General features: G+C 36.8%; 19 protein-coding genes. 14 read left to right on the top strand and 5 right to left on the bottom strand.

Annotated features, from left to right (window positions below; genetic code table 11):
- The first annotated feature begins 1 nt into the window (after position 1).
- From SAUT_RS09840 to SAUT_RS09800, 9 genes are all read left to right on the top strand, one after another.
- Complete coding sequence (locus tag SAUT_RS09840; protein WP_013327739.1) at positions 2 to 649, top strand: HAD family hydrolase; 648 nt, start codon at positions 2 to 4, stop codon at positions 647 to 649.
- A 120-nt stretch (positions 650 to 769) separates the two neighbouring features.
- Positions 770 to 1,327, top strand: a complete 558-nt coding sequence (locus SAUT_RS09835; RefSeq protein ID WP_013327738.1) for a pyruvate flavodoxin oxidoreductase subunit gamma — start codon at positions 770 to 772, stop codon at positions 1,325 to 1,327.
- 10 nt (positions 1,328 to 1,337) lie between these two features.
- A complete protein-coding gene (locus SAUT_RS09830) occupies positions 1,338 to 1,733 on the top strand; it encodes a 4Fe-4S dicluster-binding protein (RefSeq protein ID WP_013327737.1) in 396 nt (131 codons plus the stop codon).
- Positions 1,734 to 2,957 (top strand): 2-oxoacid:ferredoxin oxidoreductase subunit alpha, encoded by a 1,224-nt coding sequence (locus SAUT_RS09825; protein ID WP_013327736.1) that lies wholly within the window; start codon positions 1,734 to 1,736, stop codon positions 2,955 to 2,957.
- Positions 2,958 to 2,966: 9 nt separating this feature from the next.
- Positions 2,967 to 3,923 (top strand): thiamine pyrophosphate-dependent enzyme, encoded by a 957-nt coding sequence (locus SAUT_RS09820; RefSeq protein WP_013327735.1) that lies wholly within the window; start codon positions 2,967 to 2,969, stop codon positions 3,921 to 3,923.
- A gap of 218 nt (positions 3,924 to 4,141) precedes the next feature.
- Positions 4,142 to 4,657, top strand: a complete 516-nt coding sequence (luxS, locus tag SAUT_RS09815; protein WP_013327734.1) for an S-ribosylhomocysteine lyase — start codon at positions 4,142 to 4,144, stop codon at positions 4,655 to 4,657.
- Positions 4,657 to 4,959: a hypothetical protein gene (locus SAUT_RS09810; RefSeq protein ID WP_013327733.1), complete on the top strand. Its 303-nt coding sequence runs from the start codon at positions 4,657 to 4,659 to the stop codon at positions 4,957 to 4,959. The genes luxS and SAUT_RS09810 overlap by 1 nt, the downstream gene beginning before the upstream one ends.
- An 8-nt stretch (positions 4,960 to 4,967) precedes the next feature.
- The gene (locus SAUT_RS09805; protein ID WP_013327732.1) at positions 4,968 to 5,459 is read left to right on the top strand and encodes a hypothetical protein; all 492 of its coding nucleotides are present in this window, start codon (positions 4,968 to 4,970) and stop codon (positions 5,457 to 5,459) included.
- Positions 5,456 to 6,235, top strand: a complete 780-nt coding sequence (locus SAUT_RS09800; protein WP_013327731.1) for a tRNA (5-methylaminomethyl-2-thiouridine)(34)-methyltransferase MnmD — start codon at positions 5,456 to 5,458, stop codon at positions 6,233 to 6,235. Before SAUT_RS09805 ends, SAUT_RS09800 begins: the two co-directional genes overlap by 4 nt.
- Here the strand turns inward: SAUT_RS09800 and recQ are convergent.
- From recQ to SAUT_RS09780, 4 genes are read right to left on the bottom strand one after another with little or no spacing between them, the layout of a single operon-like run.
- Positions 6,225 to 8,000: a DNA helicase RecQ gene (gene recQ / locus SAUT_RS09795; RefSeq protein ID WP_013327730.1), complete on the bottom strand. Its 1,776-nt coding sequence runs from the start codon at positions 7,998 to 8,000 to the stop codon at positions 6,225 to 6,227. The genes SAUT_RS09800 and recQ overlap by 11 nt on opposite strands.
- Before the next feature lie 9 nt (positions 8,001 to 8,009).
- Positions 8,010 to 8,624, bottom strand: coding sequence for a riboflavin synthase (gene ribE / locus SAUT_RS09790; protein ID WP_013327729.1), 615 nt, complete (start codon positions 8,622 to 8,624; stop codon positions 8,010 to 8,012).
- A 9-nt stretch (positions 8,625 to 8,633) separates the two neighbouring features.
- Positions 8,634 to 9,320 carry a tetratricopeptide repeat protein gene (locus SAUT_RS09785; protein ID WP_013327728.1) on the bottom strand — a complete coding sequence of 229 codons (687 nt, stop codon included), beginning with the start codon at positions 9,318 to 9,320 and terminating at the stop codon, positions 8,634 to 8,636.
- The gene (locus SAUT_RS09780) at positions 9,320 to 9,523 is read right to left on the bottom strand and encodes a hypothetical protein (protein WP_013327727.1); all 204 of its coding nucleotides are present in this window, start codon (positions 9,521 to 9,523) and stop codon (positions 9,320 to 9,322) included. The genes SAUT_RS09785 and SAUT_RS09780 overlap by 1 nt, the downstream gene beginning before the upstream one ends.
- 249 nt (positions 9,524 to 9,772) lie before the next feature.
- On the opposite strand from SAUT_RS09780, the gene mnmG reads away from it, so the two are divergent.
- The 5 genes from mnmG (at position 9,773) to SAUT_RS09755 (ending at position 15,324) form a co-directional block, all read left to right on the top strand.
- Complete coding sequence (gene mnmG / locus SAUT_RS09775; RefSeq protein WP_013327726.1) at positions 9,773 to 11,686, top strand: tRNA uridine-5-carboxymethylaminomethyl(34) synthesis enzyme MnmG; 1,914 nt, start codon at positions 9,773 to 9,775, stop codon at positions 11,684 to 11,686.
- Positions 11,686 to 12,552, top strand: coding sequence for a hypothetical protein (locus tag SAUT_RS09770; RefSeq protein WP_013327725.1), 867 nt, complete (start codon positions 11,686 to 11,688; stop codon positions 12,550 to 12,552). Before mnmG ends, SAUT_RS09770 begins: the two co-directional genes overlap by 1 nt.
- Positions 12,553 to 12,614: 62 nt before the next feature.
- Positions 12,615 to 13,145 (top strand): ubiquinol-cytochrome c reductase iron-sulfur subunit, encoded by a 531-nt coding sequence (gene petA, locus SAUT_RS09765; RefSeq protein ID WP_013327724.1) that lies wholly within the window; start codon positions 12,615 to 12,617, stop codon positions 13,143 to 13,145.
- A gap of 12 nt (positions 13,146 to 13,157) precedes the next feature.
- Positions 13,158 to 14,372, top strand: coding sequence for a cytochrome b (locus tag SAUT_RS09760; protein ID WP_013327723.1), 1,215 nt, complete (start codon positions 13,158 to 13,160; stop codon positions 14,370 to 14,372).
- A gap of 10 nt (positions 14,373 to 14,382) precedes the next feature.
- Entirely contained in the window at positions 14,383 to 15,324 is a 942-nt protein-coding gene (locus SAUT_RS09755) for a c-type cytochrome (RefSeq protein WP_013327722.1), read from the top strand.
- Between the two features lie 163 nt (positions 15,325 to 15,487).
- Here the strand turns inward: SAUT_RS09755 and SAUT_RS09750 are convergent, their stop codons facing one another.
- On the bottom strand, positions 15,488 to 15,949 hold the full coding sequence (locus tag SAUT_RS09750) for an RDD family protein (protein WP_013327721.1): 462 nt from the start codon (positions 15,947 to 15,949) through the stop codon (positions 15,488 to 15,490).
- Positions 15,950 to 15,957 lie beyond the last annotated feature (8 nt).

Genomic DNA, 15,957 nt, shown 5'->3' with positions numbered 1-15,957 from the left:
TTTGATAATATTATTTGATTTAGACGGAACACTTATAGATTCAACTGAAGCGATTTTGGAGAGTTTTCACAACTCATTTGCAGTATATGATTTTTCATCGCCTGATGATGAACAGATAAAAGCACTTATTGGGCATCCTTTGGATGTTATGTATAGGGAACTTGGTATGAAAGAAGATATGATTTGGGACTTTGTAAATACATATAAGGAACATTACAGAAAAATATCGACACAAAAAACAATACTATTGCAAAATGCCAAAGAGGCAGTTGAGTCTGCTGCAAAGTTTGCTTCTTTGGGTATTGTTACGACAAAAACAGGAAAATATTCTCAGGTTTTGATGGAACATTTTGGATTGATGGATAAGTTTGATGTCCTTATAGGCAGAGAACATGTACAAAACCCGAAGCCGCATGCAGAACCGATTTTAAGAGCATTGGAAAGTTTTGATACAAATAACAAAGAAATATGGATGATAGGCGATACACAGCTTGATTTGATTTCAGCTAAAAATGCAGGTATAAATTCTATAGGTGTTTTAAGCGGATATGATAAAAAAGAGACATTGAAAGAGTTTACAAATATTATATTTCGTGATTCACTAGATGCTGTTAAGTACTTAGAGAGTAGAAAATCATCACACTATTAACTTACGGAGTAATCTTAATTATATCATCAAGCTATATTTAAGTGCCGGTTGCCTAAAATACAGATAAATAGTATGAAAAGAAAATATTAAAAATTTCTTGAAAAAATTGAAGGAGAATTTATGCTAGAAATTAGATGGCATAGTCGTGCGGGTCAAGGTGCTGTAACAGGTGCTAAAGGCTTGGCTGACGTTATTTCTACAACGGGAAAAGAAGTACAGGCATTTGCATTCTACGGTTCTGCAAAACGTGGAGCTGCTATGACAGCATATAACCGTGTTGATGATAAAGTCATTATGAACCATGAAAAATACATGGAACCGGATTATGTCTTTGTAATTGACCCGGCTTTAGTTTACACAACAGATGTAACTATTAATGGCAAAGAAGATACAAAATATATAATCACAACACATATGAGCACAGATGAACTTGTTGCATCTCAACCAAAATTAGAAGGTAAAGAAGTACATACTGTTGACTGTATTAAAATAGCACAAGAGACTATTGGTCGTGCAATTCCAAATACACCGATGCTTGGTGCCTTTATGAAAATATCCGGTATGTATGACATTGATTTTTTCAAAGAAAGTATGCAGAGAATTCTTAAAAAATTACCACAAAAGATTATTGATGCAAATATGATAGCGATTCAACGCGCATATGACGAAGTAAAATAAGGAGCTGATGATGGCAAATACAGGTTGGGACGAATTTGAAATCGGAGCAATGCTTCGTACATTTGAGGGTGAGGCTGGTGATATAGCCGGAACACTTCAGGAAGATCGTAATTACACAGAGAACAGTTCGTTTCGTGCGAGTGTGGCAGATTGGAGAATTGAAAAACCGGTTTTTAATAAAGATTTTTGTATAGATTGTCAATTTTGCTGGGTATATTGTCCAGACATTTCAATTATTTCAAGAGATAAAAAAATGATAGGTATAGATATGGATCACTGTAAAGGGTGTGGTATCTGTGTTGAGGTTTGTCCTACAAATCCAAAATCACTTTTAATGTTCCCGGAAAAAGCAGACGAAGAGACAGAAATAGCAAATTGGCCTGCTAAAGAAACAAAGGAGAAATAGATGGCATTTGATAAAATGGAATTAAGAGATATCGAAGTATGGGATGGAAACTTCGCAGCTGCACAAGCACTAAGACAGTGTCAAATTGATGTTGTGTCGGCATACCCAATTACACCGTCAACTCCTATTGTTGAAGGATATGCAAAATTTTTAGCAGATAATTACATTGAGGGTGAATTTGTAATGGTTGAGTCTGAGCATGCTGCAATGAGTGGCTGTATCGGTGCTTCTGCTGCAGGTGGACGTGTTGCAACGGCAACATCTTCACAAGGTTTTGCACTTATGGTTGAAACACTCTATCAGGCTTCTGGTATGCGTTTACCGATCGTTCTTAACGTTGTAAACCGTGCACTTGCTGCACCGCTGAACGTTAATGGTGACCATTCTGATATGTATCTTGGCCGTGACTCTGGCTGGATTCAACTTGATGCATATTCTCCTCAAGAGGCTTATGATTTAAATTTCATCGCATTCCGTGTCGCTGAAGATCATGATGTAAGACTTCCATGTATGGTACACCAAGATGGATTTATGACTTCTCATACGGCTCAAGGTGTTAAAACTATGGATGATGATACGGCGTATAGCTTTGTAGGTGATTTTAAACCTATGAATGATATGCTTGACTTTGAACATCCGGTAACACATGGTGTACAAACTGAAGAAGACTGGCACTTTGAACATAAAGCACGTCAACATAATGACCTTATGACAAAAGTTATGCCTAAGATTCAAACTGCGTTTGATGATTTTGAAAAGTTAACAGGTCGTAAATATAACATAGTTGAAAAGTACGACATGGAAGATGCAGATATTGCCGTTGTTTGTATGGGTACTTCAGTTGAAACTGCTCGTGAAGTGGCAAAAGAGATGAGAGGAAAAGGTGTAAAAGCCGGTGTTGTAGGACTTCGCGTTATTCGTCCTTTCCCATTCTTTGAAGTTCAAGAAGCATTGAAAGATGTTAAAGCTATTGCAGCACTTGATCGTTCATCTCCAAATGGTGCGCCGGGCATGTTGTTCAATGAACTTGCAGGTGCTTTATATAATACAGATACAAAAGCATTGCTTTCTGGCTATGTTTACGGTCTTGGTGGGCGTGACTTAACAAAAAAACATTTAACTGATCTTTACAGTGAACTTCAGGCAAATGTTGATGCAGGAAAAGTATTGACTCCACTACAACAATTCATCGGTGTTCGTGGACCGAAATTACAATTTTTATAGGAGAAAACTATGAGTGAAATGAAAAAAATAAAAAACTTAAAAGAGTTTTCTACATCAGCAGACCGTTTTGAAGGTGCAAACCTTCTTTGCCCCGGTTGTGCACACTCTATCATTGTTCGTGAAGTTTTAAACGCGACAAATGATGACTTGGTTCTTGCAGCATCAACTGGATGTTTGGAAGTATGTACGGCTGTTTATCCATATACATCTTGGGATGCTTCTTGGATTCATATCGGTTTTGAAAACGGTTCAACTGCAGTTGCAGGTGCTGAAGCTATGTATAAAGCACTGAAGAATAAAGGTCGCCTAAAGCAGCCTGACCGTAATCCTAAGTTTGTTGCTTTTGGTGGAGACGGTGCTTCTTATGATATCGGTTTTCAGTGGATATCTGGCTGTATGGAACGTGGTCACAACATGATGTATGTTGTTCTTGATAATGAAGTATATGCAAATACGGGTGGACAACGTTCATCATCAACACCAATCGGTGCATCAGCAACAACAACACCTGCTGGTCGTGTAAGTTATGGTGAGACTAAAAACAAAAAAGATATGATGAGTATTATGGCTGCCCATCATATACCATATGCGGCACAGGTTGCTCCAAATAAATGGAAAGACATGGTGAAAAAAATCCAACATGGTATGGAAGTTGACGGACCTGTATTTATCAATGCAGTTTCTCCTTGTACTACTGAGTGGAAATTTGACCCTAAAGATACGATGCACATAACAGATCTTGCAACTGATTCATTGGTATTTCCATTGTATGAAATCATTGACGGGCATGAGTTAAATATTACTTACAGACCTAAAAATGTTGTTCCTGTTGAAGAATATCTTGCAGCACAAGGGCGTTTTAAACATCTTTTTAAAGATGAGTATAAGTACTTAATTAAAGAGTGGCAAGAGCGTGTAGACGCAAACTGGGCGTATCTAAACAGACGTGAAGAAGCTCGCGTATAGTAGCGAACTTCTAGCTTCAGTGAATCTAGCACAAAAATCCAACACGGCAGGCTATAGCCTAGCCTTAGTTGGATATTTTGCACAATCTACACTAAATCTAAAACTTCTTCAGTTTTTACTTTTTATTTATCTAACTTTTCTTTTTCAATAAATATAAATCAAAACATGATAAAATACTTTAAATATAAAATAATCGAAATAAAATTAAGGAATTAGAGATGCCATTATTAGACTCATTTACAGTAGACCACACAATTATGCCTGCACCTGCAGTGCGTAAAGCAAAAGTTATGAAAACACCATGCGGAGATAAAATTACGGTTTTTGATTTACGTTTTTACAAACCAAATGTAGAGAAAATGGACGGACGCGGAATTCATACTCTTGAACACCTCTTTGCAGGTTTTATGAGAGAGCATTTAAATTCTAAAGATGTTGAGATCATTGATATTTCTCCTATGGGATGCCGTACAGGTTTTTATATGTCATTAATAGGGACCCCTGATGAAAAAAGAGTTGCAAAGGCTTGGAAAAAGTCTATGGAAGATGTTTTAAAAGTGAAAAGCAAAAAAGATATTCCTGAACTAAATGTTTACCAATGCGGAAGTTACAAAATGCATTCACTTAAAAATGCCAAAAAAATTGCAAGCGATATACTTTCACATAATATAGGTGTGATGGATAATGAAAAATTAAAGCTGAGTAAAAAGAAACTCAAAGAGATAAACGGCTAATGCTAGTTGTCGTACCAATGGACAGTACTGATGTGCAAGAAGCACAAATCACATCAGTTTTAGAAGCAAAAACCTGGGCAGAATTACGTATAGAAGAGGGTGAGCTTGTAGAAGTACTTCATGCAGACACGTACGACGGTTTTGAAGCATGGCCGGAGGCAGTCGTTGTATCTAATGATGGAGAGGCAGTTATGGATTTTATCAATATGTCTATGATTGTGCTTGTTGCACACACGCAAAAAACAATTGATGAAATTGTAGAAGCATTTTTATTTCGCGAACTTCACGACCTGGCATATTAGGAAGCACTATGGAGTTAAAACAGTTTTTAGAACTTTTTAACCCCCTTCCGGGAAATCATTACATTCAAATAACTGATAAAATTGATGCAACAACACTGGCTTTGCAAAAACTCATCTCAGAAGTGGATGGAGAATTTCATCTTGCACTTTATGCAGAAGAAAAACCGAAAATACCGGATGAACTCTCAGATACTAAAATACAATTAATAACCAATCTTTCAAATCCTTTTCGTGCTTTGCCTCGTGATAATGACATGGTAATATTTAAAGATATATTATTGCAACATAAAAACCCTCAATTATTGCTTAGAATTACATACACAACGCTGGCAAATACAGCTGATGTGATAATAATGCAAGAAAAAGGAACTATGGATATAAGAGCAACAAAAGAGATGCTTGAAAAATTTGAATTTCGTGCACCTAATGAAATAGATATTTTAGATGAGTTTGATTTGGTTATGGCAAAAAAAATGCATATGTGGGGTAACGGGCTTTGAGTTTTAATGATGATCTGCATACACTTACACTGAGTCAAGACGGCTCTTTTACGGCTTATTCAAAAGAGTATGATGAACATTATCATTCAACCAGAGACGGGGCCCTGCATGAATCATTGACAAAACATGTTTTGCCTGCTTTTTTACATGTAAAGAGTAAAAATGAAGTAAATATTTTAGATATTTGTTATGGACTGGGATTCAATACCTTAGTAACAATTTTGCATTACAAAAAATATGCACCGCAAATGAAAGTAAATATTTATTCTCCGGAACTTGATGCTTCTTTGATAAAATCATTGATAAATTTTGAATATCCTGCTGAATTTGAGAGTTTAAAAAAGATTATTGAGGCTTTGAGTAGCAAAGGAATTTATAAAGATGAAAATTTTTATATAGAGCTCTTTGTAGGAGATGCCCGTGAATATGTAAAAAAATTTGAAAACAAGTTTGATATAGTATATCAGGATGCATTTTCACCATCTTCCAATCCTGTTCTTTGGACACAAGAGTATTTCAGTGATATAAAAAAATGTATGAAAAATGATGCGATTGTGACAACATATTCCATAGCACTCAAAACTCGTCTGGCTTTACATGTAAACGGTTTTAACATTTATATAAATTCAGGGGATGATTACAGGGACGCGACAGTGGCTTCTTGTATTGCGCTGGAAAATTATAAGAGTGTAGATATGGAGCATAAAATAGCTTGTAATCCTGATATCAGACCGTTAAGCGATGAAGAATTTTTCAACCTTGCCCTTAGTCCTTAATAACATCTAAAAACTTTTCTCCAAACTGTGCAAATTTCTTTTCGCCTACTCCATTGACTTCGAGCATCTCTTCTTTATTTGTCGGCATATCATTTGCAAGATGTTTGAGTGTTTTATCGCTAAAAATGATGTAAGCAGGTACACCGAGTTCGGCGGCTAATTCTGCCCTTTTTGTGCGAAGTTTTTCAAACAGTTCTTCGTCATAATCAAACTCTTTTTCCTGCTTGATTTTTTTCTCTTTTATATTTATCTGTAGTCTTGATGATTTAATATCTACGAGTTTTTGTGATTTTAAAATCTCTATAGCTTCATTTGTAAGCTTGAGCACATTGAAATCTCCAAGCATTAAAATTTTTAGTTCCAAAAGACGCTCAACAATTACAAACCATTCTTTCTTGCTCAGTCCTATTCCGATTCCGTAAACAGAGAGCTTGTCAGCACCATTTGAGAGAATTTTTTGCTCTGTGGAACTGCGTAAAATATCTATTATGTAGTTTTTCCCAAAACCCTGATTGGTTTTATAGATGGTACTTAAAATCATCTGTGCTTCTTTGGTGATGTCTTGGCGTTTGTCATCAGAGCTCAAGCAGTTGTCACATCGCTCTTTGCAGGCATCAAGTGTGTCATTAAAGTACTCAGCGAGCTGTTTGTGAAAACAGATTTCACTTGTCGCATATTTATAGATTTTGTCTATTTTTTTATCGAGGTGGGTTTTGTACTCTTCATTTGTTATATCTGCTAAAAATCTTTTGTGCTGCGCCATATCACCTGCATTAAAAAGAAGCAGCACTTCACTGTCCTCTCCGTCACGTCCGGCACGTCCTATCTCCTGATAGTAGTTTTCCTGCGATTTTGGTAAAGACATATGCACTACAAAACGGATATCGCTTTTGTCTATGCCCATTCCAAAAGCTATTGTGGCAACCATAATGTTGATTTTATCATTGACAAATATTTTAAAATTCTGCTCTCTTACATGCTGTGGCAGTCCGGCATGATAGGCTAGAGATTTGTATCCGTTGACATTTAAAAAAGTGCTCAGTTCTTCTGCTTTTTTGCGTGAACTGACATAAATAATACCGCTCTCATCTTGATGTCTCGCTAAAAAGTTTTTGAGTTGTGCATGTCCGTTGCTGATGCGTCTTTGGGCTGAGATAAAGATATTTTTACGAAATACTTTTCCTTTGAGAAGCAGAGGATTTTCAAGGCGGAGTTCTCTAAGTATATCGTCTGTAACATTGTCCGTTGATGTTGCTGTAAAAGCAGCTATCGCGGTATTTGGAAAATTATGTTTTAAATTTCCCAAAGCTCTGTAATCATCTCGAAATTCATGCCCCCATTGTGAAATACAGTGTGCTTCATCTATAACAAAGAAGTTTACATGTAAGGAGCGAAGCAATTCAATGGTATTGCCGTTGTTGAGGCGTTCGGGAGAGAGATAGAGAAATTTTAAACTGCCGTTATGCGCCATTGCAATAATATCTTGCACTTCATCATAGCTTTGTGCAGAACTTATCATTTGAGCAGCTATATTTTGTGCCTGCAGTGCGCGGACTTGATCCTGCATGAGTGCTATAAGCGGAGAGACGACAATCGTTATGCCATCCATAAGCATAGTCGGGAGTTGATATACAAGAGATTTTCCGCCGCCGGTTGGCAGTATCATAAGTAAATCTTGAGCATTTAAAATGGCATCAACACCTTCTTCTTGGAGTTCTCTGAAACTGTTGTGTCCAAAGTTATCTTTTAAAACTTGATTTTTAATTGTTGTGCCTTAAAAACTTGCGTTGATTGCATCAATTTCATTCCAGGAAAGTGATGTTGATTTTTGATGATTGATGATGTGTGCCACATAGCGTGCAAACATATCTGTCTCGACATTGACTTTGCTGCCTTTGCGGTAGTTTTTAAAAAGCGTCTCTTTCATAGTGTGAGGAATAATAGTGAGCCGAAAACTCTCCTCGTTTACATCATTGACTGTCAGGCTTACGCCGTCTATAGTGATTGAGCCTTTTGGCACGATATAGGGAATAAATTTTTTGTTCACTGTTATAAAAACATCATAGGAATTACCATTGTTTTTTATCTCTTTGATAGTGCCTACGGTATCAACATGCCCCTGAACAATATGCCCCTCAAATCTGTCACCCATTTTCATAGCAGGTTCTATATGAACCTCATTTTTATAATTTTCTATGGCTAAAAGTTTTTGACTCTCAGGAGAGAGTTCTACGGCAAAACCGTCTGCATCTACTTTTACAACAGTTAAACAGGCACCGTTTATAGCAATGGAATCGCCAAGGTTTGCTTTATATTTTGATCTGATGCTAAGAGTAGAACCCGCAAAGCTTTTAACCTTTGCAACTTCTCTTATTAATCCTGTAAACAAGTCATCTCCTTAAAACACAATTTTGCCGTCCTCTTGCAGACCTTTGATAATCTCTTTGGCTTTTGCATGCCCTTTATAGGCAGCTTTTCGGCATAAATCAAGGGCTTTGTCATTATCCATTTCACAGCCGACTCCCTGGTCATACAAAAGTCCCAAATTGTACAGTCCTTCTGCCAGACCACCGTCTGCCGCGCGTTTAAAACACACAAAACAGCGTGCATCATCTTGTATAACACCATGCCCCTCTTTATAGAGTGCGCCAAGATTGTTAAATGCCTGAATATGTCCGCGTTTTGCAGCCTCTTCATACCAAAATGCCGCCTCTGAGTAGTTTTGCATACATCCAAGCCCGCGCTCAAGCATTAATGCCACTTCATACATAGCAGGCGGTACGCCTCTCATTGCTGCTTCCATGTGAAGTTCATGTGCTTTAAACATATCATGTTTAACACCGCCGACACCGTTTTCGTATAAAATAGCAAGATTAAAAAGTGCATAAGGCTGTTTTGCTTCGGCAGCTTTTGTATAGAGTTCTAATGTTTTTGCCTCATCTTTTTCACATCCTTGTGCCATTTGGTGCATATATCCCAAAGATGTTTGAGCATCTGCATTGTCTTGTTGGGCTAGTTGTGTGTAGAGTGCATAAGCAGTTTTATAATCACCTGCATTATACGCTTCATTTGCTTTTTGTATCATTATTTTTCATTCTCCGTGCGAATCGGCTGTCGAAAGGTCGTTTGATTGCCCTTTGCAGCAGCTTTTGCTTTTCTTATTTTTTGTAAGAGTTTTTCTTTTGTACTAAGATGTTCATCGCGTATTTTATGCTCGTAACTTCCGTCAACCTCGGGATCGTATGTTAGTATCTCAGGTACATAATCTTTGAATAATTCTGTACTCATCTTAAAAACCTCAATTAATTTACTTTATATTATGCAAATGATACTGAAAAATGATAAAATTCGATTTAAAATATAAGGCTAACTCTGGAACTTTTGCCTAAACAGTTCCGCAAACTCATTCTCGAAACCACATCCTGTGCTTTCTGCGAGGATTGAAAATCAAAATTCATCCTTGAATTTTTTATGATTTTCAAAATCCGTTTGCAAAACTATTTAGTCAAAAGTTGGCAGTAAAGAAGGAAGTAACAAATGGATTATGACGTAATAGTAGTAGGTGGCGGTCACGCAGGTATAGAAGCTTCGTTGGCATCTGCTCGAATGGGAAACAAAACACTGCTGGTTTCAATGCTTGCTGAGAATGTCGGTGCAACTTCCTGTAACCCTGCTGTGGGTGGACTTGCAAAAGGGCATTTGGTACGTGAACTTGATGCGCTTGGCGGTGAAATGGGCCTCATTACTGATGAAGCAGGTATACAGTTTCGCATACTCAACCAGACAAAAGGCCCTGCAGTTCGGGGAAGCCGTGCGCAAATAGATATGGACAAGTATCGTGTTATTGCAAGAAATGTAGTGCTGGGTACTCCAAACCTTGATTTGGCACAGGATACGGTTGAGTCATTAATTATAGAAGACAAGGTGAATAGCGAAGCTAGAGAAGGTACCCTGGGGTGTAAGGAAGTAAAGGGTGTTGTGACAACACTTTTAAATGAGTACAGAGCAAACAAAGTTATCATCACTTCAGGTACATTTTTAAACGGCATTATACATGTAGGCGAAGTGCAGCAAATTGGCGGAAGATACGGCGAGCAAAGAAGTGTCGGGCTTTCTGCTTCACTCAAAAATGACTGCGGTCTGAATATAGCAAGACTCAAAACAGGGACATGTGCCCGTATTGACAGTTCAAGTATTGATTTTTCTGTGATGGAAGAACAGGGCGGTGATGAGTTGCCGAATCCTTTTAGTTTCAGAACAGACAGGGAAAAATTCAGAGCGACGAAAGAACAACTGCCCTGTTACATTGCTTATACAAATGAGACAACACACAAAATTATTGAAAGTAATTTTTACAGAGCACCTCTTTTTACAGGGCAAATTGCAGGAAAAAGTCCGAGATACTGCCCCTCTATTGAAGATAAAATAGATAAATTTCCTGATAAAGATAGACACCATCTCTTTTTAGAACCTCAGACTATGGAGAATACAGAAATTTATGTCAACGGGATGAGTACATCACTGCCACCTGAAGTGCAGCGAGATATGATTCATTCTGTACAAGGCATGGAGAATGCTAAAATTGTTCGTTACGGATATGCCATAGAATATGATTTTGTAGACCCTCGTGAATTGAAACATTCACTTGAAACCAAAAAAATCAAAGGGCTCTATTTAGCCGGGCAAATAAATGGAACAACAGGGTATGAAGAAGCAGCAGCACAGGGAATCATGGCAGGTATAAATGCTGGACTTGCTTTGCAGGGTAAAGAGCCGCTTATTTTACGCCGTGATGAAGCCTACATCGGTGTTCTCATAGATGATTTGGTTACAAAAGGGACAAATGAACCTTACAGAATGTTTACTTCTCGTGCAGAATACAGACTGCTTTTACGGGAAGAGTCAGCCGATGTGAGACTTGGTCATTATGGTCATGAACTTGGCCTTGTATCTGATGAAGAGTATGAGAGAATAAAACTTAAAGCCCAGCAGATACGAGAAGGTGCACAACTTTTAGAAGAGACAAAGTTTACCCCAAACAAAGAGTTTAATGCACTTTTGGCTTCAATGGATGAGCAACCTTTAAAAGATGTCTCAACTGCACAGCAGCTTGTTGCCCGTAAAACTTTTGATGTAGAAAAAATGATAAAAATAGTACCGGAACTTGACAAATATGATGATTATATAAAAGATGAAATTCTGGTTGAGGGGAAATATGCCCGTTATGTAGACAAACAAAGTCAAGAGATAGAGCGTATGAAGAAGTATCTTAAAATTGCAATTCCGCAAGATTTTGACTTTTCTATTGTCAGTGGTTTGAGCAATGAAATTCAAGAGAAGTTGGCAGAGTTTAATCCTCCTACTTTACAGGCAGCGATGAATATAAGTGGGATTACGCCTGCGGCTATTGAAATACTCCACATTTACATTAAAATGGCAAAGAGAAAGTAATGAGGACTTTTTACTATGTTCACACAGGACACAGAATCGGACTGGACAAATTTCGCCGAGCAGTAGCAATACTCAATGCTCTCAAAGATGAAAATATCACACTGCTCACAAGTGATTACAGAATAGCACAGACTGCACGTGATTTTGGGATTGAAAAGAGTGTCGGTATTGATGTTGTGCGCAATATCCCCCAAATTGCACATAACGGCGATAAACTGATTTTTGATTCAGAAGAAGCCAATCCCATAATGCTTGAAGATATGCGGGGTTATTTTTCAAAATTTGTAAGAATCAGTGATAAACCGGATGATAACAAGTTTGAGAATGAATTTTTAATATCTCCCTATCTTGAAGGAGAAGGAATTTGCAAAGCGGTTGTAGTTGACGATAAATACTTTACATGTAAAGAAAAAACAGTTGCAATTTCTTATTTTTTCGGTGATGATGATTATGAAAAAGATTTAGAAAAACATCTTGATTTTATAGAAGATTTACATCCGCATCTGCAACTGGGATTTTATTATTTTTTAGATTATGAAGAAATGTTAAAAACAAAATTTGTGAATTATTTTGAATTTGAAGAGTATGATACGATGATAATGAAAAGTGAAGTCCTTATTACGGCATCACCGCAAGCAGTTTTGGACTCTTTGGCATCCGGCGGGAAGCCGATTTATATACAAAGAGAAGATTATACACAGGATTTTAATGTTTTATTTGAAAGTTTAAATATTCCTATTATTTACAATTACGATAAAAATCACAGAAACGTGATAATTGAGACAATAAATGAACGAAAATATGTAAAAATAGAAAAAAATTGTAACAAAATTGCAAACTTTCTAAAAGAGAGCTTAATTTTATAAATAATTAAAACTTATTTGGTGTATAATAAGAATTGAAAATTCATAAATGAAGAGAGAAAAATATGAAAAATAATAGCCGTAGAGGTTTTATGGGCAAAGCATTCGGTGCTGTTGCCGGCGTAGGTGCTGTGGCTTCATTATACGCGATGAAGCGATCTTGGGATCCTTTACCAAGTGTAAAAGCAGCTGGATTTACAACTCTTGATATGTCTGCATATAAAGAGAATGAATTAGTGGTTGAAAAATGGAGAGGGAAGCCTATCTTTGTTTTAAAGCAGTCTGAAGAGATGACTAAAAAAGCACAAGAAAATCCAAAAGATATAGAAAGGCTCATCAAAGTTGGTGATGCATATTTTATGGTAACTATTGGTCTTTGTACGCACTTGGGATGTATTCCTGGATATAATTCTGAAGAGGAGAGCTTTCTTTGTGCTTGTCATGGGGGAACATATGATTACACAGGTGAAGTTACAAAAGCTCCGCCACCGCGTGGACTAGATATTCCTCCATTTAAAATTGATGGAATGAAGTTGGTTTTAGGTGAAGAAGGTCCAGAGTATAAAAAAATGAAAGAAACTGGCGTAACGCTTTAATAAAGGAAAAAAATGGCACATTTTACAAAAGCAACAAGCCTGCATGACTGGTTAAATCAACGTTTAGCGATTGATACACTTCGTCGTGTTTTGGCAACAGAATATTGGATTCCTAAAAACATTAACTTTTTATGGGCAATGGGGATGGTCTTAGCTATCACTTTTGCTTTTTTACTTGTTTCTGGAATATTTTTATTGATGTATTATCAACCAAATGTTGATTTGGCATTTGATAGTGTTAACTATACAATTATGCAAGAGGTCGGCTATGGCTGGTTATGGAGACATGTTCACGGTGTAGCGGCATCTGTGGTTTTCTTGGTAATATATATTCATATGTTTACGGGTATTTATTATGGTTCGTATAAAAAGGGTCGTGAGATGATTTGGCTTTCAGGAATGCTTTTATTTGTAGCATTTTCAGCTGAAGCATTCTCCGGTTATATGCTTCCATGGGGACAAATGTCTTATTGGGCAGGTATGGTTATTACTAACCTTTTCTCTGGCGGTTCACTGCATGCAGATGGTTTAGTTGAGTGGATTCGTGGGGATTATGTTCCTGCACAGGCATTTTTAAATCGTTTCTTTATGTTACATGTATTGCTTATACCTTTGGCTATCATTGGACTTATTGTTTTACACTTTGGTGCGCTTAGAATTCCTCATGTTAACAATCAAGACGGTGAAGAGATTGATTTTGAAGCAGAAGCTGCAAAATACAAAGCCGGAGATAAAGCAAATTCAAAAGTTATTGCATTTGTGAATGACTTTATGTCAAAAGATATGATGGTTGTATCAATTTATTTGATTTTCTTTTTCTATCTGGTATTTTATCATTATGATTTCGCGATGGATCCGGTCAACTTTGACCCTGCAAATGGGCTCAAAACGCCGACACATATTTATCCTGAGTGGTATTTCTTATGGTCTTATGAGATTTTGAGACCGTTTTCAACGAATGTCGGGCTAATAGCATTTGCATTTGCACAGGTTATTTTCTTCTTATTACCATTTTTAGACAGAAGTCCAAATGCAGTTCCTGCATCACGTCGCGGCTTGTTTAAGTACTGGTTCTGGGCAATGTTGATTGATATGATTATATTAACGGCTATGGGTAAAGTTCCACCAGAAGGTCTGTTTAGTGCCATTGGTTTTTATGCGGCATTAACATTTATCGGTTTATGGATTGCACTTCCATTTATCACAAAATTTGAAAAAAAAGTTTAAGGGGTAAAAAGTGAAAGAATTATTTATATTAGCAGTAGTAACTGTTTTTACTCTTGTAACTTATTATTTAGTTGAGCCGTTTGCTCATTCACAAATGCACAAACATTTTGAGAGTGAGGGTTTTATATATAAAGACTTACCGGCATTGACTAAAAAAGGTGATGCAACTCGTGGTAAAGATTTAGTAATGGGAGCTGGTGCTTGTGCCGGTTGTCATGGTATAGAAGTTGAAGGTATGCCTGCACCAATGGATGTAGTGACTGCTGCAGCTTCTTATGGTGTAAATCCACCGGATTTAAGTAATGCCGGTGCAGTATATGATGCAAAATTTTTGGCAAATCTGATTAAAAACCCTGCACATGCTTTAATGGTTGAGCATAAATTTGACCCTGCTAAAGGGCAAATGCACCCAATGCCACAGTTTTATGGTGCTGGCGGAGATATAGATCAAGAAGTTGCTGATATGGTTGCATATTTACAGTCAATCGCTGTAAAACAAGAAGAACTGACTCCTAAAATGGCATTTGAAACTGCATGTGGAAGATGTCATGCTGTTCATTATGATAAATGGACACAAATTGGTGAAAAACCTGCATTTAAGAAAAAACAAGATGAACTTGCATTTAATACAAAAGTGTTAGATTATCAAGATTATTTAGCAAAATATATGGGAACATTACCACCGGATTTAAGTATGTATATCCGTTCACGTGGTGAGCACTATATTAAAACATTTGTTGAAAATCCTCAAAACTATCTTAAAGGGACTGCAATGCCGCGTGTTGGTGTAAATGCAGAAGCTGCAGATAAAGTTATTGAACATTTAGAAGATGTTGGTGATTCAAAACGTCATATACGTGAAGCAGTTGGTAAAAATGTAATGATTTATATGTTTATCTTCGCTCTCTTTGCGATTCTTTGGAAAAAAGAAGTGTGGAGAGACTTACACTAGTTAGTCCCGCAAAGAGAGTAATCTCTTTGCTCCGCTTGGACCGCTTCTGCGTTAAAACGCGATGCAGAAAAAGACTAAATCTTTTTCTGTTAGGTCACTAAAGAGATGAGCGCTTGCTCATCTTTGTTATCATCTTTTTAAACTATCTCTTAATCAATAAAAATTAATCTTTTACTTTAATCTCTACTGTATGACATAAAATATCATGAAGTGCTTTTTTGTCTTTTCTGTAAAAAGGAATTAAAAGACCGATTATAATGGTTGCAGAAAATAAAAATGCAACAAATCTTACAAATGCCCTTACAAAAGAGATATTTTTCAAACTTTTATCGTCTACTACTTTAATGTTATATGCTTTTTTACCTGGAGTCTGTCCAAATTTTGATATCAAAATTGCATATATAAGTCCGTAGAGTAGTACACCGCTAAGCGGTGCAATTTGAGAAGATTGAAATGCATCTTTTCCTCCCATAATAACATATGCTATGACATAAAGTATCGGAGCATATATCATAAACATATCTGTAATTAATGCTTTTATCTTGTCAGGATAGGAAGCATAAATAATACTGATTTTGGGTTGTTTCCTTTGTTTTGTCTGTTTTTTAAGTTTACGAAATCTCATATAAAATT

It is taken from the genome of Sulfurimonas autotrophica DSM 16294, from assembly GCF_000147355.1.
GTDB lineage: Bacteria > Campylobacterota > Campylobacteria > Campylobacterales > Sulfurimonadaceae > Sulfurimonas > Sulfurimonas autotrophica.
This window is presented reverse-complemented; position numbering and strand designations above follow the sequence as displayed.